At 62.3% G+C, this 19530-nt stretch carries 15 protein-coding genes; all 15 read right to left on the reverse strand.

Annotated elements, in window-relative coordinates:
- Positions 1-32: 32 nt before the first annotated feature.
- The 15 genes from TMS3_RS17490 to TMS3_RS17560 all read right to left on the reverse strand — a co-directional run bounded on the left by TMS3_RS17490 (position 33) and on the right by TMS3_RS17560 (position 19524).
- The gene (locus TMS3_RS17490; protein ID WP_200929705.1) at positions 33-1046 is read right to left on the reverse strand and encodes a serine/threonine-protein kinase; all 1014 of its coding nucleotides are present in this window, start codon (positions 1044-1046) and stop codon (positions 33-35) included.
- Entirely contained in the window at positions 1043-1774 is a 732-nt protein-coding gene (locus tag TMS3_RS17495; RefSeq protein WP_029866451.1) for a PP2C family protein-serine/threonine phosphatase, read from the reverse strand. Before TMS3_RS17495 ends, TMS3_RS17490 begins: the two co-directional genes overlap by 4 nt.
- The gene (tssM, locus tag TMS3_RS17500) at positions 1774-5313 is read right to left on the reverse strand and encodes a type VI secretion system membrane subunit TssM (RefSeq protein WP_025166584.1); all 3540 of its coding nucleotides are present in this window, start codon (positions 5311-5313) and stop codon (positions 1774-1776) included. The genes TMS3_RS17495 and tssM overlap by 1 nt, the downstream gene beginning before the upstream one ends.
- Entirely contained in the window at positions 5310-6191 is an 882-nt protein-coding gene (gene icmH, locus TMS3_RS17505; protein ID WP_025166585.1) for a type IVB secretion system protein IcmH/DotU, read from the reverse strand. Before icmH ends, tssM begins: the two co-directional genes overlap by 4 nt.
- A gap of 2 nt (positions 6192-6193) precedes the next feature.
- Positions 6194-7525 carry a type VI secretion system baseplate subunit TssK gene (tssK, locus tag TMS3_RS17510; RefSeq protein WP_025166586.1) on the reverse strand — a complete coding sequence of 444 codons (1332 nt, stop codon included), beginning with the start codon at positions 7523-7525 and terminating at the stop codon, positions 6194-6196.
- 3 nt (positions 7526-7528) lie between these two features.
- Positions 7529-8011 (reverse strand): type VI secretion system lipoprotein TssJ, encoded by a 483-nt coding sequence (gene tssJ / locus TMS3_RS17515; protein ID WP_025166587.1) that lies wholly within the window; start codon positions 8009-8011, stop codon positions 7529-7531.
- A gap of 5 nt (positions 8012-8016) precedes the next feature.
- Positions 8017-9213 (reverse strand): type VI secretion system-associated FHA domain protein TagH, encoded by a 1197-nt coding sequence (tagH, locus tag TMS3_RS17520; protein ID WP_025166588.1) that lies wholly within the window; start codon positions 9211-9213, stop codon positions 8017-8019.
- A gap of 19 nt (positions 9214-9232) precedes the next feature.
- The gene (locus TMS3_RS17525; protein WP_025166589.1) at positions 9233-9370 is read right to left on the reverse strand and encodes a hypothetical protein; all 138 of its coding nucleotides are present in this window, start codon (positions 9368-9370) and stop codon (positions 9233-9235) included.
- 214 nt (positions 9371-9584) lie between these two features.
- Entirely contained in the window at positions 9585-10538 is a 954-nt protein-coding gene (locus TMS3_RS17530; protein ID WP_025166590.1) for a hypothetical protein, read from the reverse strand.
- Positions 10535-11503: a hypothetical protein gene (locus TMS3_RS17535; RefSeq protein ID WP_025166591.1), complete on the reverse strand. Its 969-nt coding sequence runs from the start codon at positions 11501-11503 to the stop codon at positions 10535-10537. Before TMS3_RS17535 ends, TMS3_RS17530 begins: the two co-directional genes overlap by 4 nt.
- On the reverse strand, positions 11500-12468 hold the full coding sequence (locus TMS3_RS17540) for a hypothetical protein (RefSeq protein ID WP_025166592.1): 969 nt from the start codon (positions 12466-12468) through the stop codon (positions 11500-11502). The genes TMS3_RS17535 and TMS3_RS17540 overlap by 4 nt, the downstream gene beginning before the upstream one ends.
- A 3-nt stretch (positions 12469-12471) precedes the next feature.
- Entirely contained in the window at positions 12472-15342 is a 2871-nt protein-coding gene (locus TMS3_RS17545) for a toxin VasX (protein WP_025166593.1), read from the reverse strand.
- Positions 15339-15902 carry a DUF4123 domain-containing protein gene (locus TMS3_RS17550; protein ID WP_025166594.1) on the reverse strand — a complete coding sequence of 188 codons (564 nt, stop codon included), beginning with the start codon at positions 15900-15902 and terminating at the stop codon, positions 15339-15341. The genes TMS3_RS17545 and TMS3_RS17550 overlap by 4 nt, the downstream gene beginning before the upstream one ends.
- Complete coding sequence (locus TMS3_RS17555; RefSeq protein WP_025166595.1) at positions 15899-17992, reverse strand: type VI secretion system Vgr family protein; 2094 nt, start codon at positions 17990-17992, stop codon at positions 15899-15901. The genes TMS3_RS17550 and TMS3_RS17555 overlap by 4 nt, the downstream gene beginning before the upstream one ends.
- A gap of 17 nt (positions 17993-18009) precedes the next feature.
- Positions 18010-19524 (reverse strand): sigma-54 interaction domain-containing protein, encoded by a 1515-nt coding sequence (locus TMS3_RS17560; RefSeq protein ID WP_025166596.1) that lies wholly within the window; start codon positions 19522-19524, stop codon positions 18010-18012.
- Positions 19525-19530 lie beyond the last annotated feature (6 nt).

Consider the following 19530-nt stretch of genomic DNA (forward strand, 5'->3'; position numbering starts at 1 on the left):
TTCCTTGTGAATGAATCATCCATGGGTGCGACTTAGTGCGTACCACGTAACCAGCGTGTCCAGCGCCCCAGCGGTGGTGCGCGAAAGGCGTGCAGCAGCTCGGCGCAGCTGATAGTGCGCTGCGCTTGCTCAAACGCCAGGGCGGTGCGTAGGGCTGGCCAGCAGTGCACGGGTAGCTGTTCGGGCCGCTGTAACTGTTTGTCCAACTCCATGCTCTTGGCCTGTTTGGCGCTAAGCCGACGGAACGGGTGACGGCCGCTGGCCAGCTCATAGAGCACGCACGCCAAGGCATAGACATCGGCAGCGGGACTGAGCGGCGCGCCGTCGAGTAATTCCAGAGCAGCGTAGCGTGGTGTCCAGGCGGTGAAACGATTGCGGCACAGCCGTGGCAAACCAGGTAGCAAGCCCTCTACCGGCTGGCCGAGACCATAATCGAACAACCGCAGACCGTCGTCGGCAAGCATCACATTGCTGGGTTTCAAGTCGCCATGCAGCACGCCCAGTTGGTGCGAGTAGGTGAGGGCTTCGAGCAGGGCGATGGCAATTTCGCTGAGTTCATCCCAGGGCAAACCCTCCGGCCGCTCGCACAGCAGCTGGTCGAGGGTCGGACCCTTGAGCAGTTCCAGGATCAGGAACGCGCGCTGGCTCGGCACATCGACCTCGAAGCCGAACAGACGCACCACATTGGGGTGGTTGAGTCGCGCGGTGAGGGCGAACTCGCTGTACAGCAACGAATTGGCATCCGGGTACTCGGCGAAGTCATCGCTGAGCGTTTTCAGCGCCACATAGGGCTCCGGGTCGCCGAACTGTTCGCGCAACAGATCACGCGCGCGGTACACCGCCCCCATGCCTCCGACGCCGAGTAAGCGTTCGATTTTATAGCGCCCTCCGAGTACGTCCGGCAGCTCGCCGAGGCGGGCAGGTGCGCTGCTGCGCGGTTGCTCGTTTTTCTCCGCCTGGGTCGCGGTGGCGGCCAGGGCAAAGTAGGTCAGGTCACAGGCTTCGCCGTTCAGCACCTGCTCCGATTCCAGTAGTTGCTCAGTCATCGGCGAATCACCACGGCGCTGAGGTTGTCCCGTGCCGGACCATCCAGCGCTTGCTCGAACAAGCGCTGTAGCGCGAAGTGCGCAGACGGCAGATTAAGCGCAGCGCCCAGCGCATCGCTGGACAGGCCTTGGTAGAGTCCGTCGCTGCACAGCAGGAAGGCATCGCCGGGGAGCACGTCCAGTTCGAGGATGTCCAATTGCAACTCCTCGCTGGCGCCGATGGCGCGGGTCAAGGCGTGCGCCGACGGATGCCGGGCGGCCTGTTCCGGGCTGTACTGCTGTTCATCGATCAATTGCTGGCGTAACGAGTGATCGCGGCTGAGTTGGTACAGCCGGCTGCCGCGCCACAGGTAACAGCGACTGTCGCCGGCCCATACACAGGCGGCGCGATCGCCGTCTACCAACAGAGCGACCACGGTGCTGCCGATCAGCGTATCCGGGCGTTCGGCGGTCACCGTCAACTCCTGGCCCAGGCGTCGGTTAAGCCCGTGCAGGCGCTTGCGTAACTCGACCAGGCGCTGCTGCAAGTTACCCTCACTGGGTTCGGCCAGGTACTCGACGATCAGGCGGCTGGCCAAGGCGCCGTTCTGGTGCCCGCCCATGCCGTCGGCAACCACCCACAGGCCCTGTTCGGGCAGGGCCAGAAAGGCATCCTCGTTGCGCGCGCGCACCTTGCCGGTATCGGTACGCGCGGCGCTACGCCACAGGCTGCTGGCGATTTCCTGCATCAGAGCGTCGCCGGCAGTTTGAAGCTGCGCAGCAGGCCGATGTCGAAGGGGTTCGGCGAGCGCTGGCTGTGCAGCAGGTAGTTGGCGCGCAGGCCGCCGAGGTCGGCCTTGAGCATCAGTACGTCGCGGCCACTGTGGTAATCGACGCTCATCAGGTCGAGCAGGCGGAACAGCGACCAGGGGCCGGTATTCTTCTCGATGCCGACACGGCGCCCACCCAACTCTTCGACCACCAGACTGGTGCGGCCTTCGTCGGCCTCGGCCGGCCAGCGGAAGGCGGTTTGCACGATGGGGCCATGACGGTATTCGAGCTGCTGGTTACCGAAGCGGAACTCCGCGCGACCCAGGCTGGAATCCAGCGAGTAAGGCTCGAGCTTGAATAGCACCTGCGGCTCGTTGGGGTTCTCGGCGAAAAAGCTGCGGCGGATGGTCTGCGCGTGGCTCATCTGCAGCAGGAGCTCGCGCGACAGCGGTAGGCCGTGGCCATCGACATTGCGCAGGCGATACTGGCCGGCGCTGCCACTGACGAAGGGCTTGAGGTAGCTGTCGAAGAAACGCTGGGCGATGCCCTGGCCCTTGAAGAACTCGCGGAAGTCGGCAATCGCCACGTCGCTTTCGCTGTGGGCACTGAAGGGGTAGCGCTGTTTCAGCGAACCGTCATAAGCGGCGTACAGCTCACTCTTGTAGCGCTGATTGAGGTACTGGTAGGCGTCGCCCAACACCAGCATCCAGCTGTCTTCGGCGAGCAGGGCGAGCCAGTTGCCAATCGGCTGTGGCAGACGCCCCGCGCTGCTGCGGACCTGGTTGATCGCATCACGCTTGCCGCGCATGCGCGCCTTGGCCAGCTCGAACGCGGCCTGTTCCGGGGCGCTGGCGTGGGCCAGCGCGGCCAGTTGCCGTTGTAGGGCATCCAGGGCCTGCAGGGTGTTTGCCAGTTCAGCAGCGGCGCCGCCGTTTTCGTCGAGCAACTGGTGCAGCGGGGCGAAGCGTCGCTCGAGTGTCTTGCGCGCGGTGTCCGGCAGGCTCTTGACCAGTGCCGCCTGGGTCTGTTGTGCGGCAGCGGCGGCCAGTTTGGCGGCCTTACCCAGCTTGCCTTTGGCGCCCTTGAGGCCCTCTGCGGCGTCGCCGACACCATCGGCAGCTTCGGCTAAACCAGTGAAGCGAGTGTTGTCGCGCACTTCCACCAACAGTTGCAGTAGTGGCGAGTTGGCGGCGGTCAAGCCGGCCAGCTGCAGGGCGCCTTGATTGGCACTGCCGATCGGCTCCAACGTCAGTTGCGCCAGGGCTTCGCCCCAGTAATTGGCGTAGTCACGGAAGTACAGCTGCTCCATTTCCACCAGCAGACGACTGAGGTCGTTGCTGCTGAGATTTTCGCCTTCGCCGAGCACCCAGTTGTCGCGCAGGATGTCACGCACCAGGTCTGGACCCTGAGCGACGAACAGCTTCTTGTAGCCGATCTGGGTGTAGAAGCCCGGAATGGCGTAGTCACTGCCGGCGAACAGGCTGGCCTGTGGCCCGAGTTTCTGGCTCAAACGGTAATCCGGCAGGCTGCGGGCCTGCTCGCGAAGCATGCGATAGACCACGTTGGCCAGCGATTCGCTGCGCAACACCTGACGCGCCTGGGCCACTAGCGGAGCATTCAGCGAGTAGGCGTTGAATGGCTCGGCCAGCAGGCGTTCGAAGTGGCTGTTGAGACCGCGTTGCGCGGCGCCGTTGCCGGCGTAACGCAGCGACCAGTCGGCGGCCAGCCAGTCTTTCAGGAAGGCCGCGTCGCGCCGCTCTTCCAGGTTGAGCATCAGATAAGCGCGCAGGCTGTTGAGCAGGCGTTCGCGGTCGTTCAGGTTGGCGCGCACTTGCGCTTCCAGCTGGCGCGCGACGCGTGGCAGCAACAGGTTTTCCAGCTCGCCACGGTAGGCGCGCTGCAAGGTCGGATCGACCTGCTCCCCCTGATACAGGCCACCGCGTTGCAGGTAGGCGGCTTCGTCTACCGGAGGGAACACCTGGGTCGCGGCAAAGCTGCTGTTCAGCGCCTTGAGGGTCTGCAAGGCATCGTCCTGCGGGTTGATCGTGTCGTGCTGCTGGGTCAGGCGTTGGGCAATTTCACGCAGCTGCTCCAGGCGGCCGTGGTTGGCCGAAAAACCGCTGGCCCAGAGCACGCCGAATAGCGCCAGGCAGGCGAAGGCGCAGGCATACATGGCGCGCTGGCCCCAGTCGATGCGGCGCACTTCGCGCTGGTCGAGGCCTGCCAGGTCGGCCTCGGGGAAAATCACCCGACTGAGTAGCTGGTTGATAAAGCGTGCGCGGCCGCTGCGAAAGGTCGGCAGGGCGCTACTGGCCAGGCCGAGATTGCGGCCGATGCCCGTGGTGCTGGGGTCAAGCTGGTCGTTGAGCTGCGGCGCGCTGGTCAGGTAGAAACCCCGCAGCTGGCTGGCGCGCTGGTAGCGGTTACCTGTGAAGGCCAGCTCGACGAACAGGCACAGGCGCTCGCCGATCTGTCCAAGTTGATGCGGGAAGTCGAGAATGCGACCGCGACGCTGGGTATCGCGCTCCTGGTGCATGCGCAGGATTACCTGGCTGTTGAGGCGGCGCAGCAGCTCCTCGAACTCCTCACGGACCACTTGCACATCGGTGCTGTCTTGCTGTTTGCGGAAGCTGGCGCCGAGCACCTGGTCACTTTCCTCGCGTGACAGTTGGTCGAAGAACTCCTCGAAGCCGAGTACCTTGTCGGCCTTGCTCAGGGTCAGGTAGACCGGCACATTGGCGCCCAGGCGCTGATGAATCTCCTGCAGGCGCTGACGGGTCTGACGGGCCAGGTTCTCCAGTTCGACTTCGCTGCCGCCTTGCAGCTGTTCGATCGGGATATTCACCAACACGCCGTTCAGCGGCCGTGCACGGCGCTTGCGCAGCAGGCCGAGCAAGGTGTCCCAGGCGCGCCCGTCGATTTGCGGGTCCGGTTGGGTCAGGTAACGCCCGGCGGTATCGATCAGCACCGCATGGTCGGCGAAATACCAGTCGGCGTAGCGGGTGCCGGATACGTCTTTGGTCAGGCGCTGGTTCTCGCCGCGATTAAGCGGGAAGTCCAGGCCGGAGAAGTCCAGCAGGCTGGTCTTGCCGCTGCCCTGCGGGCCGAGCAGCAGGTACCAGGGCAGCTCGTTGCGCCATTTCTCGCTGCGCCCACGGTACAAGCTGGAGCGTTTGAGAGTGCGCAGGGCCTGTTTGAAACGGTGGCGCAGTTCGACCTGTTCCTCGTTGACCAGACCTTCGCGACGTTGCCGCTCTTGAGCGTCGGCATCGTCTTCCTCAGCCTTCTTGCGCGCAGTGGCTTTCCAGCTGGCGAAGACCATGGCCAGGCCCCAGATCAGGAACAGCGCACTGATGCTCAGCAGGCGGCTGGTGGCCGACTCCCAGAATTTGTAGTCGCTGACCGCCAGCAGTGGGCCGACGAACCACACCAGCAGGACCAGCAGCAGTACCAGTAGCAGGCTCCAGACCCAGGTCTTGCGCAGGAATGCGGCTAATTTGCCGAAAAAAAGCTTCATTTCAAATCATCCATGATTACACCCGCGGACGGGTCGAGTTGCTCATACGGTTGCAGTACGGTTTCGCGTTGTTCGCCGAGTACCCAGGCGAAGCCGCTGTACATCACCCCCAGACAGACCAGGGTGAATAGCGCCACCAGCCACCAGGGCACGATGCGCACCAGGCGCCGACGGGTGTCCTTCAGACCCTGCCAGTGCGGCGAGATTTCCCGCGGCACGTCGCCACGCATCTGGCGGATCTGCCGGTACAGGCTGTCGCGCACCGCTTCCAGTTCGAGCATGCCGCGTGGCAGTACGCGGTACTTGCCCTCGAAACCAAGCGATAGACACAGGTACATCAGCTCGAGCATCGGCAGGTGCTTGACCGGGTTGCGCGACAAACGCTCGAGCAACTGAAAGAACTTCTCGCCACCGAAGGTTTCATTGTGGAAGCTCGACAGCAGGCTCATCTGCGACCACTCGCTTTCGTTACCCCAGGGGGTGGTCACCACGGCTTCGTCGACCACGGTGCAGAGTACGTAGCGTGCGGCCATCACCTGGCTGCTTTCGGCACCGTCGTGCAGGGCGCGGTGTTCGAACAGCTTGATCGCGCTGGACAGGCGCTGATTCAGCGCGTGCATATCCTCACTGTCAAAACTGTGCTTGAGCCGCACCACTTCCGAGAGCAGGGCAGAGGCCGCCGCCACCAACGGGTTGAGGCTGATGTTGAAGCTTTCCGCCGGGCGCAGGCGCGCGGCATAGATCATCCGCTCTTCCAGCTGCTCGAATTTCGGCGGCGCGGCGAAGTCGGTCAGTGGGCTGTGTGCCGGGGCATCGCCCTGGCGGTTGAGGATGACGGTTTTGTCGTCCTGGCCGTATTCCATGTCCTTGGTAGTCATCGTCAGTTCCTGATCGCCCAGAATTTCAGCTCAAGCCCGGTAAACTCGCCGGACACGTGGAAGGCGAAGCCGCCGGAGCTTTCCAGCTGCGCCAGTTCCTCGGAGCTGAGCTCCAAAGCGAAGTAGGTCTTGCCGGAGTGAAAGGGGATCTGCCGTGGCGCCACCGGCAGCGGCCTGACCTTGATCCCCGGCAGATGCAGGTTGACCAGTTGGCGGATGCGCTCCACAGGCCCCACCTTGAGGTGCGCCGGCAGGCGGTTGCGCAGCTCTTCGGAGTCGCACTGGGCACTGGCGGCCAGGACGAAGGAGGAGCTGCCGAGGAGCTTGTGGTCGTGCAGCGGCGACACCTGGATACCGTACTGGCGTTGTTGCAGCAGCAACTCGATGGCGTGCTGTTCCAGCACCATCGACAGCACCTGGCGGATCGCGTCCATCAACTTGCGAAAGCTGCTGCCCTGGTCGCTATGCAGGTAGCGGCTCTCCAGGCGCGAGCGCTTGGTTTCGCTGGAGAAAGTCGCCAGTTCGCCGTGCAGGCCCAGCAGCTCGCGATAGATCTGTTCCGGGTGCACCTGCTCGATACCCAGGTAGTGGCGCAGTACCGGCTCGAAACGGTTAATCAGTTGCAGCATCATGAAGTCGCCGACCTCGGCGCCGCCGACCTTGCCGGTGGCGCGAATGCGCTCGGCGAGAATGTCGCCGCGGTGGGCAAGCATGCTGATCACTTCCTTGAGGCACGACAGCAGGTAACCGGAAGCCTGGAAGTTGACGTAGGTGGGAATGAATTCAGGGTCGATGCTGATCACCCCGTCCGGGGTTGTATCCAGCACCTCGCACAGCTGCAACTTGACGTAGGCCTGGTCGCTCTGTTGCTCGCCGAGCAGCAAGCGGAAGTCCGCGTGACCGCAGCTGACCTGGCTGGAGGCGCTGTCACCGGCATTGGAGTCGGCGATTTCCTCGTCGAAGGCGGTGTAACGCGCCAGTACGTCTTGCTGGTCCGGTCGGCGGCTCTCGATATGGTTGCCGGTGACCAGCGGCAGCGCCAGGTACACCGGGGTGTTGCCGGTGTTCGGCGGTACATCCAGAGCCAAGGGCTCACGCTCGGCACCGATGTCGAACAGGCTGCCATCGGGCAGCACGCCGCTGGCCTTGCTTACCACCAGCTTGCCCATGTTGAGGAACTGGCGGTCGATCTCCAGCTCGAAAAAACCCCAGGCATAGCTATCGAGCTTCTGCGTACGGGTCTTCAGTTGATAGTCGTAGTAACGGTCGTTCTGCTGGAAGTGCTGTGGGCGCAGCAGCATGCCTTCTTGCCAGACCACTTTATGCTGGGTCATGGCTTATTCCTCATCCTTGGCGTTGTCATCGAGGGTGCGAATGCCCTGGGCATCCAGGTTCAGCTCGACTCGATTGCGTTCCTGCGCGTGCAGCGGGATGACCACGCGCCAGTTGGCTTCCGGCAGGTCTCGGTAAGCCGCGAGCACTCCGACGTAGCGACTGCCGTCCTCCACCGAGAGCTTCAGGACACGCTGTTCGCCGGGACGCAGTTCGAGTTCCTCCAGCGTCACCAGGTCCGGCGACAGTGCTTCTTTCGGGCGCTGATAGAGCGAGAAGAAGTCGGCGCTTTCAAAGGCCACCGGGTGTTTCAGTTCGATCAGCCGCAAGACGATCGGCGAAGGACGGCCATTGAGGTCCGGGTTGAGCTGATCACTGCCATTCAGGGTCAGGTCGAGCTTGGTCATGCTCGAGTACGGTGATAGCGCTGAGCAGCCGCCGAGTGTCAGCAGCGTGGCCAACAGGGCCAGGGGGGTAAAACGGTGCATGCAGATCATCCTTGAACATCGGTGTTGAGGGTGGCGATCAGGCGAACCTGTTCTTCATAGGCTTGGGCAAAGTCACGGGCAAACAGGCGATCGCTCCAGTCATCGTTCTGCTCCAGCGAGCTGTGCAGGCGACGATAGGCGCGCCAGCGGCTGCCGGCAGTGGCAATCAGCGGTTTGCGACCTTCGCGCTCGAAACGCAGGGCCAGGTGCTCCGGCGACAGCTGCTCGAACATACCCTTGAGCGCGGCGCGGCTGGCGGCAAGCAGCGCTACCTGATGCGCCTGCAGGTCACGGAAGCCGCGCGAGATCGCCTGTTCGGCGGGCAGCTGAGCAGTTTTGCCACCCCGTAGCAGGGCAGTCAGCGCTTCACTGCTGTCGCTGGTGTGCTTGAGCGGGTTGTTGCCGGCACTCTGCACCGTGGTCAGCGCCAGGCGCAGTTCGTTCTTCAGCTCGCTACGCGTGCGCAGGCTCTGTTGCAGGCTACCGACACTCTGCTTGAGCAGTTTCGCGGCGTTCAGCGCCAGCGCTTCGCGAGCCTCATCATCGAGGTCATCGAGCTTGACTCCGAGGGCGTCACCGAACTTCTCCCAGAAGCTCGGCGGCAGGCGCACTGGCTCGGCGGCAGGTTTGGGCTGCGGGGTTTGAGTTGGCATCACCAACTCGGGCAACAGCAGGTTCTCCTCATCGATCTGTGCGTAGTCACGTTGCTGCGCCTGAGCCGTGTGAGGGCGAATGATTGCAGTCAGGTCGTCGACCTCGGCATAGACCCGTTCCTGCTGATCGAGGGCGGTGAGCGGGTCGAGATCGAGGAAGGCGTCATCCGGAATGATGCTGCCGGCCGGCTGCGAGCGGCCGATATCGGCCTCGAATACGGCCGGGTCCTGGGTCAGCCGCGCACGGATCTCGAAATCACCCAGGCAATACACACTGCCGTGATCGATACGCTGAGGCTGGCCCTTGGGCAGGCTGGCGCCGCTGTCTTTCAGCTGCACGCCGTTACTGCTGGTGTCGGTCAGGTAGAACGCACCGTCACGAAAGCTCACCGCGGCATGTCGGCTGGACAACACGCGCTTGCGATCGGGAATCACCCAATCGCAGTCCTCCGCACGACCGATAATGCCGCCGGCGTGCTTGAAGCTTTTGGTGGTCAATAGACCTGGCACGAACTGCTGTGCACTGACCACATCGAAGACCAGTTCCATGGTGTTTAGCTCCTTGCTATCAGTTGCCGCGAGTTTCTGCTTGCGGGTCGCCCAGGGGGCGGTAATCGTCGTCGCTGAACTTGTAGTTACCGCTGCAGCCGGTGAGGCACAGGGCCAGGGCGAGCAGGGCGGCGGGGTAATAGCGTTTTTTGTGCATGCAATTTCCTCCTTGAAAGTGTGGGTGACGCGCCAGGCGCGCTAGCGTGATGGCGAAGTGATACTTGGGGGCGCGTATTGGAGTGCAATGCGCGGCTTGCTCAGGTTGATCTGGTTCATAAAACGGGGTGATGGGCGGCCGGAAATGAGAGCGACTACCGCGGTGCTTGTACGGATGCTCACTGAGGGCTGCATTGTGTGGACAGAGCAGTTGTTCATTGCTTCTCCGCCCGTTCCAGATCAACCAACCGATTGCTCGGCCCGTCCGGGCGCAGGCGCTCTTTTACCAGCGTTGGCCATTGGCTACGGGCACGACGCTTGGCGATTGAGTAGGTGAAGTTTTGTACGGTATTGAAAGGCGAAAAAAGCATTCCACCCAGTAGCAACGCAAAATCGGAATAACTGAGAAAGTTACGTCCGTTGTTGGCCTTGTACTCTTTCTTAAGCAGCCCCCAGTGCAGACGCGCCCATTGACCTTTGCTTTTGCGTACCTCTAGCAGGCTCTGAATAAACGCATCCGATTCACTGTGATTGCCCTGTGCGTCAAACCAGGGGCCTTTGTCCATATAGGTGCGCAGGTATTCCCAAAAGCCCAGCTGCATCTCCAGGCTTTTGCTAATGGGGCTGCCCAGGTTGATCAGCACCTGTTCCTGGGGATGGCCATAACGGTGCAGCAGTGCTTCCAGGGCGGCATGGCGCATGCCGGCGGTATAGGGGCCAACGGTGCCGAAGCTATAGGCGGCCGCAGCGATCCCATCCCAGGGGCTGTGGTACAGCTCGCCGTCTTGCTCGAAGTACAGCTCGCGGGTGCGGCGATTGAGCAGGATGGGCAGCGGCATGGGGCGCAGGACTTCCCAGAGGAAGGGCAATACAGAACAAGCCAAAGCCATAAGAAAGCATGTAAGAGCTGGCTCGGGTCTTTGATCTAAGTAGAACGCAAAGGAAAAACCGCTCAAGAAAACCCCTCCCACACCGGCCAACGCGCCGGTCAGCATCCCGCGATCCGCGCTATCGCCATGCTCGATGGCCAGATAGTGCTCAAACTGTTCTTCCACCTCGGGAATGCACAGCAACTCCGCGCCAGTGGCCTGGTCGGCGTAGAGCAAGCGGCTCTCAGGGCTGCCGTGCAGACGCTGGGCGAAGGGGTGTGATGCGGTCGTGCCGGTCATGGTTTAACGCCGCCTTGCTCCGCCGTCTGCTCCAGATCAACCAGCCGGCTGCTCGGCCCGTTCGGGCGCAGGCGCTCTTTTACCAGCGTTGGCCATTGGCTACGCGCACGGCGCTTGGCGATGGCGTAGGTGAAGTTTTGTAGGGCATTGATAGGCGAAAAAAGTATGCCGCCCAGTAGCAACATGAAATCGGAATAACTGAGAAAGTTACGACCCTTGTTGGTCTTGTAGTCTTTTACGATGAGCCGCCACTGCAAGCGCGTCCATTGACCTTTACCTTGGCGTGAAGCCAGCAGGCTCTGAATAAAGGCATCCGATTCACTGTGGTTGCCCTGTGCGTCAAACCAGGGACCTTTGTCCATATAGGTGCGCAGGTATTCCCAGAAACCCAGCTGCATCTCCAGGCTTTTGCCAATGGGGCTGCCCAGGTTGATCAGCACCTGTTCTTGCGGGTGGCCAAAGCGGTGCAGCAGTGCTTCCAAGGCGGCATGGCGCATGCCGCCGGTATAGGGGCCAACGGTGCCGAAGCTGTAAGTGGCCGCGGCGATCCCATCCCAGGGGCTGTGGTATAGCTCGCCGTCTTGTTCGAAGTACAGTTCGCGGGTGCGACGATTGAGCAGGATGGGCAGTGGCATAGGCCGAAGAACTTCCCAGAGGAAGGGAAGAGTGAAGGCCAGAGCCGTAATTGCAAAATAGGCGAGTGCAGGCTCCAGTCGATTATCCAAAAAAAAGGCCACGGAGAAACTGCCGAATATTAGTAAACATCCTCCGCCCAAGGCGCCGGTCAACATCCCCCGATCCGCGCTATCGCCATGCTCAATGGCGAGGTAATGCTCTGTCTGTTCCTCGACCTCGGGGATGCACAGCAGCGCCGCACCAGTGGTTTGGTCGGCGTAGAGCAAACTGCTCTCTGGGCTGCTGTGCAGGCGCTGGGCGAAGGGGTGTGATGCGGTCGTGCCGGTCATGGTTTAACGCCGCCTTGCTCCGCCGTTCGCTCCAGATCAACCAGTCGACTGGCCGGGCCGTCCGCGCGCAGGCGCTCTTTTACCAGCGCTGGCCATTGGCTGCGGGCACGACGCTTGGCGATGGAGTAGGTGAAGTTTTGTAGGGTGCGTACAGGCAGCAGCAAAATACTGCCAAGTACTAATACCAGATCGCCATAGCTGAGAAAGTTGCGTCCGTTGTTCGCCTTGTATTCCTCCTTAAGCAGCCCCCAATACAGACGTACGGACTGGCCTTTGCTTTTGCGGACCTCTAGCAGGCTCTGAATAAAGGCATCCGATTCACTGTGGTTGCCCTGTGCGTCAAACCAGGGGCCTTTGTCCATATAGGTGCGCAGGTATTCCCAGAAACCCAGTTGCATCTCCAGGCTTTTGCTAATGGGGCTGCCCAGGTTGATCAGCACCTGTTGCTCGGGGTGACCATAGTGGTGCAGCAGTGCTTCCAGGGCGGCATGGCGCATGCCTGCGGTATAGGGGCCAACGGTGCCGAAGCTGTAGGTGGCCGCGGCGATTCCATCCCAGGGGCTGTGGTACAGCTCGCCGTCTTGCTCGAAGTACATCTCGCGGGTGCGGCGATTGAGCAGGATGGGCAGCGGCATGGGGCGCAGAACTTCCCAGATGAAGGGAGCCGATATGCTAATTGCGGCAACTACGAGGGCTTGTAACGCGCTTTGGTCGTTTCCGTAGCAATAGGCAATTAAAGCCATCACAAGTAGGAAAGCCCCCAGCCCGCCCCCCAATGCACCGGTCCACATCCCGCGATCCGCGCTATCGCCATGCTCGATGGCCAGGTAATGCTCGGTTTGCTCCTCGACCTCGGGGATGCACAGCAGCTCCGCGCCAGTGGCTTGGTTGGCGTAGAGCAAGCGACTGTCTGGACTGCCGTGCAGGCGATGGGCGAAAGGGTGCGGTGCGGTCGTGTCGGTCATGGTTTAACTCAAGTCGATATCGATGGGCGGCAGGTAGAGGCCGTCAATGGGCTGATAGGTCAGGCTGCCCACGACACGTACCAGTGTGCTGAGGCCATCATCATGGTAAACGCGGCGCAGGCGTACGCTGCCGTCCGGCTCCGGGGCTATGCGGGTGCCGCTATCCGGGTCGAAGGGGATGGGGTCTTCTTCGCCCCAGACCAATGGAAGGCAACGCGTGGTTGAGCGAAATAGGCTGCTGTGCTGTTGCCACTCTTCATGGCCGTCAAAGCTCAGCATGCCCTGGCGGTACACCCGTTGCCCGGCTAGGCGCAGATACAAACGCCGCTGTTCAACTATTGCCCCCGTGCGTGGGTTCTGCTCGTTCCAGCTTTCCAGGCTCATGCGTATCGGCAGTACGATCTGATAGAAGGCGCGCATGCTGCCGGCATAGCTGCTTGCCCAGTCGGCGGGGCGGGTGCCGAAGCGGGTTTGCTTGAGCCACTGTTGCAGCGGGGTGTCCTGGGTATAGAACAGCGAGACCATGCCCACAAAAAGGGTGGCGGTTAAACCGAGCAGGCTCAGGCGCAATGGCAGGGTAAGTACGCGCAGGCCTGTGGCCAGGGCTTCCCCTTCGCCGGCCAGCACCGCTGCGCGGGCGATACGCATGGCGCGAATGGCCTGCACCGATACCCGGGCCAGGGCCATATTGGCGCCGGCCAGGCCGGTGTACACCCCGGCACTGTCGAGGTCGCCGGTGCGGTAGGCGTCCAGCGCCTGCCAGCCGTAATAGAACACATCGATACCGGCCGTAATGGATTGGAACAGTAGTGCAACCGAGCCTAGGCCTAAGGCGTCGCCCAAGAGTTTCTGTGCCTTCGGGTTAACCTTCCCGGCCTGTGCAACGTGGCGTTCCCACTTGGTATCGGCTAATTGCTGTAAGACAGCGGATGCGGCGGTTAATGTTGCAAGCGCAGCACTACTTGCCGCCACCAGACTTTTTTCAGTTCCATCTTTTACCCATGCCCCTCCTGCAACCCCTAGATTCCATATCGCCACCATCGCTATCAGGGTTTTCAGGGGCGCGTCATCGAACAGGTCGCCGATATTGCGGGGTAGATCCGGGGTGGCGTCCGCCTTGATGGGCGCCAGAACCGGGGCGGGCTTGTTCACTTTATTCGCTGTACGCGGGGCCTCACTGCCATAGCCCGGTTGGGGGTGGGCAGGCACGGCTTGCGGCTTGGGTACTAGGCGCAGGTGGGGAATCTGCTCCTGCACGCCTGTGCTGATGGGGTGCTTGGCCGGCGCCTGGGGCGTGCTGGCGTTAGTGCCGCGTTGCTCGGCACGCTCCAGCTGTTCGATACGTTTACCCAGACTGCGGCGCTGGCCTTTGTTATGGCTCTGGCCCATCTGCGCGCTAAGCCACAGTAGGCTCTGCTTAGGTGTCAGTGCTAATACATCCATCTGTTGCTGGCTGCGCGCCAGCATGGCCAGCATCAAGGTGTAGGTGTGCTGGTGGATCTGCGTGCTCAGGCTCGGCATGCGGCCGCCTAGAATGGTCGCGAGCGCGGCGGGCAAGGGCTCACTGCTGGCGGCCAAGGCTAACTGCTCAAGACGCTGTGCCCCGCTGTTCAGTTCGTTGACCAGAGCCGCGACGCGGGCAAAGCTCGCCGCGGCCTTAGCCACGTCATCGGTTACCGGGGCCAGATTCTCGGGTACCTGCAGCAGTTGCTTGAGTTGGCCAGGGTCGATGCGTTGGCGTACGCCCAGCAATGCCCAGAGCAACCAGGGTTTGCCGGCGGTACTGCCTGGGTCGAGGGCCAATTCGATGGCCTTGACCCCGGTTGAGGTGGCAGCAGGCCCGAGGCAGGCGGCAGCGAAGCTGGTCTCCAGGGCGTCGCGGGCATCGGCTTGGGTAATGTCGAAATGGCCGCAGGCGGTTTCCAGGCTGGCGGCGGTGTTACCGCCCAGGGTGGCGAACCACTGTGCCCAGATATCGACAATGCGCTGGCGATCGACATCCACGGCATCCTGCTCCCGTTGCTGCTCTTGCAGGGTGGCCTTGAGCTTAGTCACGTCGAGTAATGAGCCAAGCTGGGCACGTACTTCGCTGTCACTGTCGCTGATGTTTTTTATCGTCGCGGCGATGGCCCAGTCGTCGCCATGGTGCTGGCTGAGGGTGTCGAAGGCCTGATTGCGCGCACGCAGCAAGCCGGCGAGGTCGAACAATACGCCCCAGGGGTCGTCGACCAGCGCATAGTGCTGCTGCTCACAGCGCTGCATGCGCTTGAGTGGCGGCTCTTGCAGCAGCCAATAGCCTGGTTTGGGTGCGCTACTCCAGCGCAAATTCTCGGGTTTGATATCCGCGATCTGCGGGTGCAGCGTTTGCAATTGGCCACTGTCGCTACCGGTGCCTGGGGTCAGTTCGCGCAGTACCCGTTGGCGAACATCGGGTTGTTGCTCGGCGGCGCTAAATTGCGCGTCACTCCAGCGTACCGGCGACCAGGCCAAGCCCACGGACGCCCCCGCCTCAAGCATCAGGTAGGCCAGTGCTTGCCGGCTTACAGGCGCGCCACCGCGGTCGGTTGGTGTGAGCAGCGAGGCGTTTACCTGGTACTCGCTCAGTGTTTGCAGCGATTGTTCCCATAGATACAGCCAACCGTCGCGCAGCATGCGCGGTACGTAGCCCAGGGGTTGGTCCTGCAACTGCGGGTGAGTGGGGCCAAGGTCGGGGAATGCCCCCGAGACTGCCGGTAACCTCAGGGCGGCGGCGTCCAGGCTGGATGGGTTGCGAGGGTCGATAGGGCCGATGGCGTAACGCACCGGCAATACGGCGGTTAACAGTGGGCAGGCCGCCGGTTTCAGGTTGGTGGGAGCGTTAACGGGTTGGTTCATACGGCAATCTCCTGCGTGCTGTCCTTGTCGTGTGCCAATGCTTCCAGCAGTGACCAATCCAGCGTTATCTGTGCATTTAGGCCCTGGATGGCGGCGGTGCAGTCAAGTTCAGGAGCGGAATTGCTCCAGGCTGGCAGAGGGCCGTTTGGGGTCGGCAACCAGACTTCCGTGATGCCGTACCAGAAGCCTTGTGGCCATTGGCACTGTGCCTGCCACGCCATATGCAGTGGCCGTGCGTCTGCCAGGCGTAGCCAGAATTCACGGCCATCGGGAGAGAGGATGCGCAGACGCCGTTGCAGGCTGTTGAACAACCGATCCGACGGCAAGTCGGTTGCCAGCCACACAGCATGCTCCAGGCCGGCATCGCCCTGAGACCAGGCACGGTGCAAGTGGCTGCCTGGTGCGGCCTCCAGAAGGATCGGTCCGATATCGGCCAAGGGCTCATACGGTGTGCCGTGAAGCAATGGTCGCAACCCATGCTCGGGGTAGGTTTGACTCAGCCACCTGGCGGCTTGCTTGCGCGAGGCACCATCAAACAACAGCGCGCCGTTGTCAGTCATAGTGTCTCCTCGGCTTGTTTGGCCGCTACACAGACCTCGCAAATACCTGTACTGGCTTGCATAAACACATGGCGCTGTTTGGCCAAGGCCTCTAGCGGGACATTCGCGGCGGCCACGTCCAATAGACTACCTGCTACGTCCGCATCGGCTGCCTGTACCAAACCGGGTAATAGAATTTTCAGCCCCGAGCCTTTGCCCGGGCTGCCGCCGGAGTTCATCTTGATGGTGGCGCCGCTCAGTGTGACGCCGCCGGGGTCGAGTTTGAGGAAGCTGCCGCCGCCGGATGCGGTGAGCTCCATGCCGGCGTCGATCACCACTTTGCTGCCGGCGTAGTAGTGAATCTCGTTGCCGGCTTCGACGAATTGGCCGACGCCGACTTTGACATGCTGCTTCTGGCCGACGGTCAGGTGGTCGTCGCTGCGTGCTTCCACTTTGCGGTCGAGGAGGGTGGTGCGGTGCTCCTCGGCCTTGAACTCGCTATGGCTGTTGGCTTCGACCGTGTCGTGGCGCTGGTTGCCGATGCGGATCTTCTGGTCGTGTTCGATGTTCTCGTCCCAGTCGCGCTGGGCGTGCAGGTAGATCTGCTCCTGACCCTTGCGGTCTTCGATGCGCAGTTCGTTGTAACCGCCACCGCCCGGAGAGCTGAGGGTTTTGAACAGCGTACGGGTCTTGTTGGCCGGCAGGTCGTAGGGGACGACGTGTTCCTTGTGGTACAGGCAGCCGGTCACCAGCGGTTGGTCGGGGTCACCTTCGAGGAAGGTGATCAGAACTTCCATGCCAATGCGTGGAATGGCGATGGCACCGTAGCGGTCGCCGGCCCAGCTTGAAGACACGCGCAGCCAGCAGCTGGTGGTGTCGTCGGCTTGGCCGTGACGGTCCCAGTGCCCTCTATCCCAAAAGAAGTGCACCTTGACCCGGCCGTACTGGTCGCAATGGATCTCCTCGCCAGCTGGCCCGGTGACCACGGCGCTCTGGCTGCCCAGTACCTTGGGCTTGGGGTGCGCCAGCGTTGGGCGGAAGGGCACGTCCCAGGGGGTGGCGCTGAAGCGGTTACGGTAGCCCTGTTGGAAACCGTCGCTCTGTGCAGTGTGGCTGGTGACCGACTCTTCCAGCACCTGCGGCTGCTTGCCCTCATGGAATATATCAGTGAGCAGCCACAGCTGGTTCCACTCCTCGCGCGGGTGCCCGTTGAGGTTGAGGAAGTGACCGCTGACCAGCATTGGCTGGTCGCCTTCCCCGTGGGCCAGCTCGTAATCGTGGCGGTGGCGCTCGAGGGCACGTTTGCTCAGGTGTTTGCCGCGCTTGCGTTCGACGAAACGACCGGGGTAGTCGTAGTCCTCCAGATCCGGGCTGAACTCGCTGGTAAAAGCGCTTTCCATCAGCAGGCGCGGCTTCTTGAAGTCGTAGTCACGGCGGGTCACCCGGCTGGTGCGGGTTTCCAGGCGCAGGGCGAAGCGTTTGATCACCGGGTCGTCGGCGACCATGCCGCTGTCCTGTTGGTAAGCGGTGGGGGCCAGCTTGGGAAACGCCGCCTGGTCGTCGCCGAAGACTAGCGTATGGCCTTGTTCACTGTGCTGGAAGTGGTAGTGAATACCTTCTTCCTCGCACAGGCGCTGGATAAAGTGCAGATCGGATTCGTCGTACTGCACGCAGTACTCGCGCTGCGGATACAGCGTCGGGCCGAGCTGGAATGAGTAGGCATCACCCTGGATGCCATGTTCTTCGAGCACCTGGCTGATGATCTTCTGCACTGTCAGGTGCTGAAAGATGCGCTGATTGATACGGTGCGCCAGGTAGGCCACGTGCGGACGCAGGGTGACCTGGTAGCGGGTCAGGCGCTGGCCGGACTCACCCTGAGCCACGCGGTAGATCAGACCATGAATGCCGCCGCCATTAGGGCTTAGGCCGAGAAAGGCCGGTTGGTGCAGCAGACTCTCCAGGTCGAGGTCGGGGCGTTCGCTAACCAGTTCGACTTCGAAGGCAAAGGGCTGGCTGATGGCTTCGCGCCCGCTGAATTCGAGCACCTGCAGATCATGGGCAACGCCCTCGATACTGAGGCTGAAATGGGTCTGGTTGGCTGCATTGAACATGCTCTTCTCCTTAAGCCTTATACGTCCGCTGGGCTGATGCTCAGACGTTCCATGCGGTAGAGCAGGGTGCGTCTAGGCAGTCCCAGCACACGGGCGGCCTGGCTCTGGTTGCCGCGGTTCTTGCGCAGGCAGTCGAGCAGCAGGTTGCGCTCGACTCGCTCCATGCGTTCGCGCAGGTTCAGGCTGCTGTCTTCGGCGCCGCTGTCCTGGCGCAAGTTGAAGTGCTCGGGCAGCAGTTCATCGCCTTCACACAGCAATACCGCGCGCTCGACCAGCCCCTTGAGTTCACGCACATTGCCGGGAAAGGCGTAGCTGGCCAGTTGCTCCAGGGTGCGGTCGGACCAGCGGCAGGCGTCGCGCTGGAGGAAGGCGCTGGCCTTGTCGGCGAAGTGCCGGGCCAGGCGCAGGATGTCCTGATCGCGCTCGCGCAGCGGCGGCAGCTCGATAGGGAAGTGCGACAGCCGATAGAACAGGTCCTCGCGGAAGCGGCCTTCCTCGACCAGTGCGCGCAGGTCGCGGTGGGTGGCGGCAACGATGCGCACATCGACTTTGTGCGTATCGGTGCTGCCCAGTGGGCGCACTTCGCCTTCCTGCAACACGCGCAGCAGCTTGGCTTGCAGGGATAGCGGCATGTCGCCGATCTCGTCGAGGAACAGGGTGCCACCGTGTGCCGCATCGAACAGCCCTTTGCGGTCACGCTCGGCACCGGTGAACGCGCCCTTGCGGTAGCCGAACAGCTCGCTTTCCAACAGGTTTTCCGGCAGCGAGGCGCAGTTCTGTACGACAAAGGCCTGGCTGCGGCGCAGGCCAAAATCGTGGATGGCGCGTGCCACCAGCTCCTTGCCGGTCCCGGTCTCGCCGGTCAGAAGTACGCTGACCGGGTTATGCAGCACCTTACCGATCAACTGGTAGACGCTGCGCATGCGCGGGCTGTCGCCGGTCAGACCGTAGCCACTGAGGTTTGGTCTGGGTTCTGCCTGCACACTGCGCGCCTCGCGTTGCGGTGCACGCAGACGTTGCAGCAGATGCAGCTGAGCGATGACAAAATTGCCGAGATGGCCCAGCGAACCGGCGAAACCCTGGATGTCGCGAGGCTGCTGACTGGCAGTCAACAGCAGACCGTTGACCTGCTGTTGCTCGTTCAGCAGCGGTATGCACAACAGACTGCGCCAGGGCCGGGGAGCCTCCGGCAGGAAGCCGGTCTGGTGCAGGCTGTGGTCCAGTTCGCTGAGGCTGAGCACCTGGTTCTGGCACAGGCAGTATTGCAGCAGGTGCTCGCCGTCATAATCGCTCGGCAGGCTGGCCACTTCACGCGGCAGTTGCTGGCCATCGAACCATTCCGCACACAGGGTCAGGCGCGTGTGGCTGTCGTCCAGCAGGTACAGCTGGCTCAGCTCGCAATCGGACAGCTGGGCTGCTGCCTCGACCAGGCCGCCAAGCAGGCTGTCACCCTGAGTCGCACGGGCAAGGGCAGAGAACCGTTGCAGCAGTGCCTCGGCATAATGCAGCGGTTGCGCCACCTGATGGAACATTGCCGG

It is taken from the genome of Pseudomonas taeanensis MS-3 (genome assembly GCF_000498575.2).
GTDB classification, from domain to species: Bacteria; Pseudomonadota; Gammaproteobacteria; order Pseudomonadales; family Pseudomonadaceae; genus Aquipseudomonas; species Aquipseudomonas taeanensis.